The following is a 12,669-nucleotide window of genomic DNA, read 5'->3' as shown; positions in this document are numbered from 1 at the left end:
GAGCCCTGCGCGAGGGCGAGTCTAGGCAAGGCGTGGCGATATGTAACATACTTATTTCATTAACTTGCGATACGAAATAGATATCACCCATGATCGATCTGCGTCAGTTCCGCCAGTACGTCGCCGTCGCCGAAACCCTCAACTTCCGCAGTGCCGCCGAGCGCTTGAACATGGCGCAGCCACCGTTGAGCACGGCGATCCGCCGCCTGGAAGAAGAGCTGGGGGTCACCCTGCTGGAGCGCGACAACCGGGTCTCGCGGCTGACCGCGGCGGGCGAGGTGTTTCTCCTCGAAGCGCGACGTACGCTGGAACAGGCCGATCGCGCCTGCGCAGCCGCGCGGCTGGCAGCTGCCGGGCTGAGTGGTTCGCTACGTCTGAGTTTCGTCGACAGCACCGTGAACGGCCTGTTGCCGCGGTTGCTGCGGGACTTCAAGGTACGCCACCCGCAGGTCGACCTGCATTTGCAGGAAGCCACACCGCCCGAGCAAATGGAGGCGCTCAGGCAGGATCGCACCGACATCGGCATCCTCGTGTTGCCGATCGCCGACGCCGGGGACATCCAACTGGAACCGCTGCTGAGCGATCGCATGGTGGCGGTCCTGCCCGCCGAGCACCGCCTGGCCAGGCGCAAACGCCTGGCCCTTGCGGAACTCGCCGACGAACCCTGGGTGCTGTTCGCTCACCATCACGGGCCGGGCATGCACGCGCGGATCCTGCTGGCCTGCGCCCAGGCCGGCTTCGTGCCCCGGGTGGTGCAACAGCCGCGGCAGATGCAGACCACGGCCGGGCTGGTCGCAGGCCAGGTGGGGGTCGCCCTGATGCCTCGGCTTTACGCCAACAGGCACCACGGTGGCCTGGTGCAGTGCGAGATCAGCGGCCCGGGCAGCCCGATCCCCTACGAACTGGCCATCGCCTATCGGCAGCTGTCGCCCAGCGCTCGGGCTCTGCGCGATCTGGCCTTGCAGATCGTACGAAGCGATAGCGACGACTGATCGGCACCAGCAGCAACGACTGTTCGCTGGGACTCATTTGCCTGACAAAGTGTTGCCTGACCAACATTCGCGGCCATCCAAGACACGCTGAAGCCGCTATCGCGCGGGGTTCTGCGCCCCGGCACAAAGTCTGCAAACACCTCTGGGACCCGCCATCCGGCACTCAATCAGGGGAGTCAGACGACTATGCCATCTCGCATCATTCTCAATGCATTCGACATGACCTGCGTCAGTCACCAGGCCGCTGGCACATGGCGACATCCACAGAGCCAGGCATGGCGCTACAACGACCTGGACTACTGGGTCGACCTGGCCAAACTGCTCGAACGCGGGTACTTCGATTCACTGTTCATCGCCGATGTGGTGGGCGTCTACGACATCTACCGGGGCTCGGTGGAAACCTCGCTGATCGATGCCGATCAGGTGCCGGTCAACGACCCGTTCTTTCAGGTACCAGCCATGGCAGCCGCGACCAGGCATCTCGGTTTCGGCGTGACCTCGGCACTCACCTACGAGCTGCCCTACGCCCTGGCGCGCAAATTCTCGACCCTCGATCACCTGACCAAGGGCCGGGTGGCCTGGAACGTGGTGACCTCCTACCTGAACAGCGCGGCGGTCAACCTGGGCCTCAAGCAGCAGATCTCCCATGACGAGCGCTACGACATCGCCGATGAGTTCCTCGATGTCACCTACAAGCTCTGGGAGGGCTCCTGGGACGAGGGCGCGGTGCTGCGCGATCGCGAGCGAGGGATCTTCACCGACCCGAGCAAGGTGCATCCCATCGGCCACAAGGGCAAATACTTCGAGGTGCCGGGTATCCACCTCTCGGAACCCTCGCCACAGCGCACTCCGGTGATCTTCCAGGCCGGCGCCTCCAGCCGCGGCCGGGCCTTCGCCGCCAAGCATGCCGAAGGGGTCTTCATCAGCCCGGCCACGGTCGAGCAGGCTCGCGAGGTGGCCGACGACATCCGCGACCGCGCCGAACAGGCGGGCCGTTCGCGGGACGCCCTGAAGATCTTCGCCCTGCTCACGGTGATCACCGCAGAAAGCGATGCCGCCGCCGAAGCCAAGTACCAGGACTACCTGAGTTATGCCAATGGCGAGGGCATGCTGTCCTTCTATGGTGGCTGGACCGGGGTCGACTTCTCCGAATACGACCCGGATCAACCGCTGGAGGCCATCGACAACGACAGCATTCGCTCGGTGCTCGAATTGCTCGCCACCGCCGACCCGAACCGCAAATGGACACCGCGCGACATCGTCGAACACCGCAGCATCGGCGGCCTCGGCCCGGTGCTGATCGGCGGCCCTCAACGGGTAGCCGATGAGCTCGAACGCTGGGTCGATGTCGGTGGCATCGACGGCTTCAACCTCGCCTATGCCATCACGCCCGGCACCTTCGAAGACTTCATCGAGTTCATCGTCCCCGAACTGCAACGCCGCGGCCGGGTGCGCAGCGCCTACGGCGCCAGCACCCTGCGTGAAAACCTGCTCGACAGCGATTCGCCCCATGCCGCAGCGGACCATCCGGCGGCCCGCTATCGCGGCGCATTCAGCGAGGGTGCCAACACCACCGACCACACCAAGCCCTCTCCTTTCGCCACGCTGACCTGACCCAGAGGAATCCCACCATGACCAGCCTCCAGCCCGTCAAACCGCTGCCCCAGGAAACCGACTACGAACAACTCGCGCAGCGCTTCCGGCCGATCTTCGCGCGTATCGCCGAAGGTGCCGTGGAACGTGAGCGCAATCGCAGCCTGCCCCATGAACAGATCCGCTGGCTCAAGGCTGCCGGTTTCGGCGCCGTTCGCGTGGCACAGGAACATGGCGGTGGCGGTGCCTCGCTGCCACAGCTGTTCCAGTTGCTGATCGAGCTGGCGGCGGCCGACTCGAACATTCCCCAGGCGCTGCGCGGTCATTTCGCCTTCGTCGAGGACCGTCTCAATGCCCACGCCAGCTCGCCACAGGACACCTGGTTTCAACGCTTCGTGGCTGGCGACCTGGTGGGATGCGCCTGGACGGAAATCGGTGCCGTGAAGATCGGCGAAGTGCTCACACGGGTCTCCCGCCAGGGCGACAAATGGGTGGTCAACGGCACCAAGTACTACAGCACCGGCAGCATCTTTTCCGACTGGATCGACCTCTTCGCCCAACGTGACGATAGCGGAGCGGATGTGATCGCAGCCATCCGCACTCAGCAGCCTGGGGTGACCCTGAGCGACGACTGGGATGGTTTCGGTCAGCGCACCACGGGCAGCGGCACGACGGTGTTCGACAACGCCGTGGTCGAGGAACAGAACATCATCGACTTCGCCACCCGTTTCAAATACCAGACCGCCTTCTACCAGTTGGTACTCAATGCAGTGCTGGTCGGCTCGGGGCGCGCTGCGGTCAACGACTTCGCCAGGCAGGTCGGCCAGCGCACGCGCATCTACAGCCACGGCAACGGCCCCTCGGCCGATCAGGACCCGCAGATCCAGCAGGTGGTCGGCAAGGCTTCGGCCCAGGTGTACAGCGCCGAAGCCGCGACACTGCGGGCAGCGCATGCCGCGCAACGCGCTTACCTGGCACGTCTGAATGGAGACCTGCAGCAGGAGCGCGACGCCAATATCGACGCCGAACTGGAGTCGGCCCAGGCCCAGGTGGCGGTCGCGGAGCTGGTGCTCGACGCCACCAGCAAGCTGTTCAACGCCCTCGGCGCCTCGGCGACCAGCCTCACCCGGCAACTCGACCGCCACTGGCGCAACGCCCGCACCGCGGCCTCGCACAACCCGCTGATCTACAAGGAGCGGATCATCGGCGACTGGGAAATCAACGGCACCGAGCCCCCTTACGTCTGGCAGATCGGTGGCGGTGCCAAGCAGGCCTGAGCCTGCCCACCTCAGATGCCGTGGGCCATGCTCACCACCCGCAGTGCCAGGCCTTCATAGGGCGCCAGCTCGATGTGCAGCTCGCCCTCGGCGTTCAGGTCACCGACCAGGCGTTCGTGGATGATGTCCACCACGGGCCCTGGCTCGACATCGGTCAGGGTCACTACCTCGGTCAGTGGCTCGGCACCGAAATTCAGGGCCGTGACCTGGGTACCACGCCCGGCCGGCAACTCGTGGACCATGATCAGCAGGGCCGGATGACTGGTGAGTGGCACCGCGACCTGCTTGCTGGAAGCCACGCCGTAGGAGCGACGCGCTGCGAACATGCGCCGTGCTTGGGAAGCGAACGACTCGGGGTCCTTCAACTGCTCGCTCAGGCTGCCATAGAGGTTGCGCGCCTTGGGCAGGCCCTCGGCAGACAGCAGCGCTTGCGGGTCGAGATCGACCAAGTCGTAGCCGCCGCGGTTGATCCAGCGGGTGTCGCCGTCAGCGATCAGTTCGCTGACCTGATCCACTTCCAGCGGCAAGGCCCCCACCAGGTCCCAGCCCGACAGGGCGACCACGCCCGGCTGCATGGCGTTGTACATCAGCAACAACAGGTGCACCTGGCGAATCTTCGCCACATCCGCTTCGCTGATGGCGTTCAGGTCACTGATACCCAGGGCCGCGGTAATGATGCTGACCGTGGTGCAGGCCACGCCATTGGTGACGAACTTGAGGTTGTAGGGTGCGTTGGCGCCGGCCAGGTGCTCGTACATTTCGGCGCGGATCTGCTCGCGCAATATGTTGCCCGGCAGGCTCTGCCCGCGGAACACGTAGGTGTCGTTGGCATGCAGGGTCCAGAAATGCACCAGCTCCAGGGTCAGTTCGTCATGGTTCTGCAGGGCATGGATCAGTGAGGCGGGGTCGATGCCGAAGTCGTGCATCTGGTGCAGCATCAGCCGCAGGAACTCCACGTCACCGGTAAGCAGGGCATGCTGATAGGCCGGCCGGGTGATGAAGTCATAGGACAGATCGGCACCGCCCTGGGACATCGCGGCGATGTCGTCCAGCGTCAGGTTCAGCTCCTGAAAACTGAAGGCACCGGCCTTGCGGATCATGCCGCCAAGCAACTGGTTACCGGTCTGCGACAGCGGATGGCTCTCCGACCACGCATTGCCCTGGCTGCGCCGCTCGACGCCGAGAAAGCCGTTGGCGTCCAGGCGCAACACCCGTGAACCGATCACGTCGATGGCATGCAGGGCTTCGCCAGTGACCAGTTGCTGGGCCGCGAAGGTGGGGTCCAGCCAGTTCAGCGACGGCTGACCTTCCTTGAAGTAATGCAGATACACCCAACGGCGCACCTTGCCATCCACCCCTTCCACTTCGGCGGTGGCACTCCAGTCGGTCTCCTTGACGCCTGGCTCGAAGAAGATCACCCGCTGCAGTTGCCCGACGATGTAGTGCTTGTCGCGCAAGGCGTCGACCACCGTCGGCGGCAGGTTCACCGCGTCACGGCCGGCCGGGACATCGGGCAGCATCGCCCAGTCGGCCTCCTGGATCTCGACCATGTGGAAGAGGCCCGGATAGTCGCCATAGGCCATTTCCGCCAGACGGAAATCAGCGCCCTTGCCGGTGTGCGAAGGGATGGAGTCATCGATGGTCACCGCATTGTGTGCGGCAGCCACGCGGCTGAGGTGAATGAGCTGCTCCTCGGTACCGTAGCGCGGATCGACCTGCAGGCTGATCCGGTCGAAATTGCCGTCCACGGTGGGCGTGTAGGTACGCCCGTGGAGGCCTCCGGAGCGGCGCATCGGCCCGGTATGGATGCCCTGCACGCCCAGTTCCGAGAGCGCGGCCCACAGGCGTTCGTCGCCCAGGGCCTGGAGAACGGAACCCTCAGGCGTGGTGATGATGGCGGCCGGGTAGACGGCGATCCACACCGAAGCCACCGCCGTGACGCTGCGCGGCCGCGCCAAAGCATAGGGATGCTGCCAGAGCCTGGGCTGGCCAGCGTATAGCCGGGCTCGCTGTTTCGCGGTGTGGAGCATGGACTGCTCGACCAGCCAATTCACCTGTTCTTCATCACGCATAGCCATCGCACATCCGGGTCGGGAAGAAGATCGCAGGCCGTTGCAGGCCGTGTGAAAACGTCGCGGGCGAAGGTCAGGCAAGGCAAAAACCGGCGAAAAGCGCAGTTCACGTGCTGCAAATGAGCATGTTGACTGGGCTGGCATTCCAGCTGGTTTTAACGCCGCATGACCGAGCGCAGTGGTTTTCAAACAGCCTGGTTGGCCTGCACTTCTGTTTCAGAGCCGGTGGGCTGGGCTTTGTTCAGTCTGAATGGCGAGATGGCCGGGCCGGCGAGGATTGCAGCAGCCTCATTGCGCCGGCTGGGTTTGCAGATAAAGCAGCAGGCTGTCGATCTTGTCCTGATCGCCGATGCCCCAGAAGCGCATCTTGTTGCCGGGCACCACCGCCTCGGAGTCCTTGATGAAGGCACTCAGGGTCTCGGGGCTCCAGACCACGGCGGAGTCCTTCATGGCTGGCGAATAGCGGTAGTCGGTTGTGGAGCCCGCGGTTCGCCCAATGATGCCATTGAGCTGCGGGCCGAACGCGGCTCGGGCTCCCTGCCCGACCTTGTGGCAATTGCCACAATTGCGCTTGAACAGCGCATCCCCCGTGGCCACGTCTGCCTCGGCGTGAGCCAGGCCCGCAGCCAACAGCGTCAGCAGTAGCAGCAACGGGCGGATCATTGGCTCACCTGCACGGGCAGCCAGGCACGAGGGGTATCAGGGAAAGCCAATAGTGGCGTTGTCGGCAAAAGGCTCATCGATGACCTGCATGGAAAGGAACGACGCAGCTGGCAGCGTCACGGGCGCTAGCAGAGCGGTACCACTCTACCCTGCGACATAACCGATTGCATTGATCTGCGCCTGGTTGTCGAACACCCTCACGACGCTCTCTAAAACCCTCCGCCATCCGTTCGTGAGTACCTCTTGCCGCTGATCGGAGCCTGGGGACCGAGGATGGTGGCCTTGCCGTGCAAGCGCCACGCCCATGGAGTTCGCGCTGAGGGCGACTCGTGGCCTGACCCGGGGGCACAGCGTGGCGGCTATCAGCGGAACATCAGCGAAGCGTGCGCGCCGGTACCCGCTCGCGCACCAGAGCCTACCGCCAGGGCCACCGAGCCCGCAGGCAGAGCTGCATCGCCGCAGGCGAACACGCCGGGAACGCTGGTTTCCTGGATCTCCGACACCTGTATGTAGGAGCCGGTGTGCCCGGCCGTGAGCTGACAGCCAAGCTGGTCGACCAGCGTGCTGTCCAGATGCGTGCGGGTCAGGGTGAACAGACCATCCAGCGCGACCTCGCGGCCGTCCCCCAGGTGCACGTTCGCCCGCTCGCCACTGATCGCCCGCACCGGCTCAGGCTCCACGACCACACCGCGATTGGCCAACTGACCCCATTGCTCGGCACTGGGCACGAAAGCCCCGTTGGTGAACAGCGTGGTGTGGCCCCAGTCCGGCAGCATCAGGGCATGGTGCATGGACAGCTCGGAAGCGGCCAGCACGCCGATACGCCCTTGATCCAGCTCGTAGCCGTGGCAATACGGGCAATGAAAGATGCTTCGCCCCCAGCGTTCGACAAGACCAGGGATGGTTGGCAGCTCATCACGCACGCCGCCCGCGAGAATCAGGCGACGAGCAGGCAAGCGTGCGCCGCTTCGCACCCCGACCACGAAGCCTTCGCCTTCGCGCTGCACGCTGGTGGCACTGTCAGTCAGCCAGTCGGCTGTCGGGTAATCCATGAACTCGGCACGACCATCGGCGGCGATCTCCGCCGGTGGCCGACCGTCCTGCCCGAGAAAACCGTGGGAATGTTCGGCAAAGCGATTGCGTCGCTTGCCAGCGTCGATCACCAATACGCGGCGACGCGCCCTTACCAGTTGCAGGCCGGCGGACAATCCCGCGTAACTACCTCCGACGATGATCACGTCATGGCTCATGAATTAACTCCCGTGTGTCGACCTCGGCTCTCCCGCGGCCATCACGAAACATCATGAGTTACATGAAGGATTCGGGTCAATACTCGTAACATGGTTCATTACGTAACGGGCCACCGCCCCGGCCAGGAGAATTCAATGAGGAACGACACCCGACTCTCGCGCATGCTGCACGTGTTGATCCATATGGATCGCCACCAGCAGCGCACCACGTCGGAAACCATCGCCAGGATGCTCGAGACCAATCCCGTGGTGGTACGTCGCACCATGGGTCTGCTGCGCGAAAAGGGTTACGTGACCTCGGACAAGGGCCACAACGGTGGCTGGGCACTGGCCAAGCCGCTGCAGCAGATCACCCTGCTGGACATCCACCAGGCGCTGGGAGCGCAGTCGATCTTCAGCATCGGCCTGGCCACCGACCACCCTCAATGCCTGGTCGAGCAGGCGGTCAACGATGCCCTCAGCCAAGCCTTCGACGAGGCCCAGGCGTTGCTGCTGCAGCGCCTGGGCGCGATCAGCGTGGCCGATCTCGCCAATGACTTCGAACACCGCTACCAGTCGTTGCCGGCATCCCGGAAAACGCTATGAGCACAGGGAGTTGATCACGGGATGGGTCAGTCGCCCGTTTGGCGGTCGCGATCACCTTCTGCCTCGCGAGGCTTCTCGCAGTAACGGCTCGAGCTGAAACGTCAACAGCCCCTACAGATCGCGAAACAGGTCGTGGGCGTTGAGCAGTGCGTAGGCGATTTCCGGGCGCCGCTCCAGAGCCCGGCGGATGGCCGCAGGAATGGCCTGACGGGTCTTGCGGCACAGACCCGGGAAGGTCGTTACCTCGATGGCGATACCGCGCATGCTGCGTACTTCGTTGAAGCCCGGGGCAACGTCAACGCGAATGCCCAGCTGCTCGAACATGCGCTGCTGCATGCGCTGGAGGTCTTCCAGGCTGGCGAGATTCTCCAGGCGCTCGAGCAGACGCTTTTCCTCAGCCCTGGTCAGCATCAGGATGCGCTGGTCGCCACTGGTGGTTTCCAGCAGTCGTTCACGCTCGCAGTCGCAAGCGCCAGGCGGACAGGGATGGCGGATTGGCGTCGATAGGCTCATGGCCTGCATCATAGCCAGGCTGGCGGCTCATTGGCCATGGCCCCCGAGCCGCCATCCCGAACCTGCCGGATCAGGCGCTCAGCCTGAAACGTCCGACCAGCGTATTCAACCCCTGAGCCAGTCGCGCCAGTTCGTTGCACGCCGCGGATGTCTGATCGGCGCCCGAAGCGCTCTGGATCGACAGGTCGCGGATGCTCACCAGGTTACGGTCGACTTCACGAGCCACATGGGCCTGCTGCTCCGAAGCGGTGGCGATCTGCAGGTTGCGCTCGTTGATCATGCCGATGGCATCGACGATCTGCCCCAGGGCGTTGCGCGCCTCATCGGCGACCTGCAGGGTGTTGGTCGCCTCCTGGCTGCTGTTGCGCATGGCCAGCACGGCCTTTTCGGTGCCGGCCTGGATCGCGGCGATCATCTGTTCGATTTCCTGGGTGGAGGCCGAGGTGCGATGAGCCAGGCCGCGGACCTCGTCCGCCACCACGGCGAAACCACGGCCATGGTCACCGGCTCGGGCGGCCTCGATGGCTGCGTTGAGCGCCAGCAGGTTGGTTTGCTCGGCGACGTTACGAATCACGTCGAGCACCTTGCTGATATCGCGCGCCTGGTTGGCAAGCCCCTGGACCTGATCGGACGCCTCCACCACGTTGCCCGACAGCTGCCGGATCGCCGCCACGGTGCGCGCCACATGCTGGTTGCCGGCATTCGCCGAGAGCGTCGAATCACGCGCCGCGTCGGAAGCACCACTGGCATTGCGCGACACCTCCTCTACCGCCGCACTCATCTGCGTCACGGCAGTGGCGGCCTGGTCGATCTCGGCGTTCTGATTCTGCAGGCCACGGGTGCTCTCCTCGGTCACCGAGGCCATTTCCTCGGCGGCCGCAGCCAGTTGCGTGGAGGACTCACTGATCTGGCGAATGGCATCGTTGAGGTTCTTGCGCATGGTCGCCTGGGCGGCCAGCAGACGCCCTGCCTCGTCCTTGCCACTGACCTGCACGGAACGGGTCAGGTCACCGGAGGCGATGGTCTCGGCACTCAGCAGCGCTTCATTGATCGGTGCGGCGATGGAACGTGTCAGCAGGGTCGCCAGCAACACCGTCAGCAGCACGGCGATGGAGATGGTTACCAGCACCCCGGTGCGGCCATGATCGTAGGTCTTGCTGGCGGTGATCCCGGCCTGCTTGGCACCCTGCATGTTATAGGCGGTCAGCTCGTCGAGCCGTTGCTGCAGCGCGGTGCCGTCATTGCGCACCTGGCCGTTGGCCAGGTCCAGGGCCTGGGGCACCTGCTTCTGATGCAGCAGGTCGATGATCTGCTGCTGACCGGTCAGATAGGTTTGCGTGCTGGTGCGCACATTGTCGAAAAGGCTTCGTTCGGCAGGGCTCGAGACCAGTTTTTCACCATACTGCTGCAGGGCCTGCTGCAGAGCGGTGCGATAGTTCTGCGCAGCACTTTCGTCGATCGACTTCTGCCCGGCGCTCTCGCCAACGGCAAGCAGCCGCAGGGTTTCCAGGCGAATGTTGAGCAGATCCTTCTGCATCTCGCCGGTGGCCTGAATGCTCACCATCCAGTTGGCTTCGATGTCCTGCTCGGCCTCGTACAGGTCACCCAGTTTGAACAGCGAGAACGCCCCCAGCACGACGACCAGCAAGGTAATGAGGGCGAAACAGAAAGCGGCACGGGGGGCGATATTGAAATCACGAAGGTTCATGGCGGCACCGAATGACTAGAGCGTATTAACCAACCACTCCCTGTCGGCCCAGCGGGACACGCCACCCATTTTTTGGAGGGGCGCAACTAGACAATAGCAAAGTGACAGTATTGCGCTCATGAACAATATCTATTGCCGACAGACGGAACGTTCAGGGTGCGCAAGCCCCTCGAACGCCATGCCAGCGAAGGCACTGGCGCTTTATTCTGCAGTCTTTATCATCCGCGACCACGAGTATGGGGAACTCCAGGCCACCGCTGCGGTGTCGAACCCCCGAGTCCGATGTCCGGTGCGCTGCCACCTGGCCCCTCCATCCCATCAAAGGAACGATTGATGAGCATCCACAGCAATGCGGGACGCCTTCCCGACGAGCACAGCCTGGCCAATCTGCCGCGCCTGGTATCACGCTACTACAGCGAACGTCCGGACCCGAGCGACCCCGCACAGCAGGTGGCGTTCGGCACCTCCGGCCACCGCGGCTCTTCCCTGAAGAACAGCTTCAACGAATGGCACATCCTCGCCGTGACCCAGGCGATCTGCGATTACCGTCGCGGCCAGGGCATCGACGGCCCGCTGTTCATCGGCATGGACACCCATGCGCTGTCCGAGCCGGCGTTCGTCTCGGCACTGGAAGTCCTGGCCGCCAACCGCATCGAAACCCGTATCGATGCCGGCTGCAGCGAAACCGCTGGCGAACCCGGTTACACGCCGACCCCGGCGATCTCCAAGGCGATCCTCGACTACAATCGCGGGCGCAGCAGCGGCCTGGCCGACGGTATCGTCATCACCCCGTCGCACAACCCGCCTGCCGACGGTGGCTTCAAGTACAACGCGACCAACGGGGGCCCGGCTGACACCGGCGTCACCAAGTGGATTCAAGAGCGTGCCAACGAACTGCTCGTGGCTGGCCTCAAGGGCGTACAGCGCATCGACTACGCCAGCGCTCTGAAAGCACCGACCACCCAGCGTTACGACTTCATCGAGCATTACGTCGGCGATCTCGAGCAGGTACTCGATCTGCAGGCGATTCGCGGCTCAGGTCTGAAGTTCGCGGTCGATCCGCTGGGCGGCGCAGGCGTGCACTACTGGACACGCATCGCGGAACGCTACGGCCTGCCGCTCGAGGTGCTATCGACGCGCATCGATCCGACCTTCCGCTTCATGCGCGTCGACTGGGACGGCAAGATCCGCATGGATTGCAGCTCGCCCCATGCCATGGCCGGCCTGATCGAGAACAAGGACCGATTCGACGTGTCCTTCGCCTGCGACACCGACCACGACCGCCACGGCATCGTCGCCCGCTCGGTGGGTCTGCTCAACCCCAATCACTACTTGGCCGTGGCCATCGAATACCTGTTCACCCACCGTCCGCAGTGGGCTGCCCAGGCGGCCATCGGCAAGACCCTGGTGTCTTCCTCGATGATCGACCGGGTCGCCAAGGGCATCGACCGCGAAGTGGTCGAGGTGCCGGTGGGCTTCAAGTGGTTCGTCGATGGGCTGATCGAGGGCCGCTTCGGCTTTGGTGGTGAAGAGTCCGCGGGGGCTTCGTTCCTGCGCAAGGACGGCAGCGCCTGGTCCACCGACAAGGACGGCATCATCCTCGGCCTGCTGGCAGCGGAGATCACCGCGGTAACGGGCAAGGACCCTGGCGAGCGCTATCAGGCGCTGACCGAGCGTTTCGGCGCCCCCGTCTACCAGCGCATCGACGCCCCCGCCGACCGCGAACAGAAGGCTCGCCTCGGCAAACTGTCCGCCTCTCAGGTGACCGCCAGCGAGCTGGCTGGCCAGCCGATCACCGCGATTCTCACCGAGGCACCGGGCAACGGCGCGGCCATCGGTGGGCTGAAGGTGGTCACCGACAACGGCTGGTTCGCCGCTCGCCCCTCCGGTACCGAAGACGTTTACAAGATCTACGCCGAAAGCTTCGAGGGCGATGCCCATCTGCAACGCATTCAGGAAGAAGCCAAGGCATTGGTAGACAGCGTGCTGGCCGGCTGAGCGGCTGCGGCCGGCGCC

Annotated in this window: 10 protein-coding genes; 5 read left to right on the top strand and 5 right to left on the bottom strand. The window is 64.3% G+C overall.

What is annotated here, in order from left to right:
• Positions 1 to 89 precede the first annotated feature (89 nt).
• The 3 genes from FHR27_RS03670 to FHR27_RS03660 all read left to right on the top strand — a co-directional run bounded on the left by FHR27_RS03670 (position 90) and on the right by FHR27_RS03660 (position 3,862).
• Positions 90 to 992 (top strand): LysR family transcriptional regulator, encoded by a 903-nt coding sequence (locus tag FHR27_RS03670; protein WP_179537814.1) that lies wholly within the window; start codon positions 90 to 92, stop codon positions 990 to 992.
• A 186-nt stretch (positions 993 to 1,178) separates the two neighbouring features.
• Entirely contained in the window at positions 1,179 to 2,606 is a 1,428-nt protein-coding gene (locus FHR27_RS03665; protein ID WP_042552818.1) for an LLM class flavin-dependent oxidoreductase, read from the top strand.
• A 17-nt stretch (positions 2,607 to 2,623) separates the two neighbouring features.
• Positions 2,624 to 3,862 (top strand): acyl-CoA dehydrogenase family protein, encoded by a 1,239-nt coding sequence (locus FHR27_RS03660; protein ID WP_042552817.1) that lies wholly within the window; start codon positions 2,624 to 2,626, stop codon positions 3,860 to 3,862.
• An 11-nt stretch (positions 3,863 to 3,873) separates the two neighbouring features.
• On the opposite strand, the gene treS is transcribed toward FHR27_RS03660, so the two are convergent.
• From treS to FHR27_RS03645, 3 genes are all read right to left on the bottom strand, one after another.
• Positions 3,874 to 5,934: a maltose alpha-D-glucosyltransferase gene (gene treS, locus FHR27_RS03655; protein ID WP_373565139.1), complete on the bottom strand. Its 2,061-nt coding sequence runs from the start codon at positions 5,932 to 5,934 to the stop codon at positions 3,874 to 3,876.
• 288 nt (positions 5,935 to 6,222) lie between these two features.
• Positions 6,223 to 6,597: a c-type cytochrome gene (locus FHR27_RS03650; RefSeq protein WP_179537812.1), complete on the bottom strand. Its 375-nt coding sequence runs from the start codon at positions 6,595 to 6,597 to the stop codon at positions 6,223 to 6,225.
• Between the two features lie 362 nt (positions 6,598 to 6,959).
• Entirely contained in the window at positions 6,960 to 7,847 is an 888-nt protein-coding gene (locus FHR27_RS03645; RefSeq protein ID WP_179537811.1) for an NAD(P)/FAD-dependent oxidoreductase, read from the bottom strand.
• A 135-nt stretch (positions 7,848 to 7,982) separates the two neighbouring features.
• Between FHR27_RS03645 and FHR27_RS03640 the strand changes: the two genes are divergently transcribed.
• Complete coding sequence (locus FHR27_RS03640; protein WP_042552813.1) at positions 7,983 to 8,432, top strand: Rrf2 family transcriptional regulator; 450 nt, start codon at positions 7,983 to 7,985, stop codon at positions 8,430 to 8,432.
• 111 nt (positions 8,433 to 8,543) lie between these two features.
• On the opposite strand, the gene FHR27_RS03635 is transcribed toward FHR27_RS03640, so the two are convergent.
• Positions 8,544 to 8,945 carry a hypothetical protein gene (locus FHR27_RS03635; RefSeq protein WP_179537810.1) on the bottom strand — a complete coding sequence of 134 codons (402 nt, stop codon included), beginning with the start codon at positions 8,943 to 8,945 and terminating at the stop codon, positions 8,544 to 8,546.
• Between the two features lie 70 nt (positions 8,946 to 9,015).
• Positions 9,016 to 10,653 (bottom strand): methyl-accepting chemotaxis protein, encoded by a 1,638-nt coding sequence (locus FHR27_RS03630; RefSeq protein WP_042552812.1) that lies wholly within the window; start codon positions 10,651 to 10,653, stop codon positions 9,016 to 9,018.
• Positions 10,654 to 10,986: 333 nt separating this feature from the next.
• Between FHR27_RS03630 and pgm the strand changes: the two genes are divergently transcribed.
• Complete coding sequence (pgm, locus tag FHR27_RS03625) at positions 10,987 to 12,651, top strand: phosphoglucomutase (alpha-D-glucose-1,6-bisphosphate-dependent) (RefSeq protein ID WP_179537809.1); 1,665 nt, start codon at positions 10,987 to 10,989, stop codon at positions 12,649 to 12,651.
• Positions 12,652 to 12,669 lie beyond the last annotated feature (18 nt).

Origin of the sequence: Pseudomonas flavescens (assembly GCF_013408425.1) — a bacterium.
GTDB lineage: Bacteria > Pseudomonadota > Gammaproteobacteria > Pseudomonadales > Pseudomonadaceae > Aquipseudomonas > Aquipseudomonas fulva_A.
The sequence above is the reverse complement of the archived record's forward strand: the minus strand, read 5'-3'. Positions and strand labels throughout refer to the sequence as shown.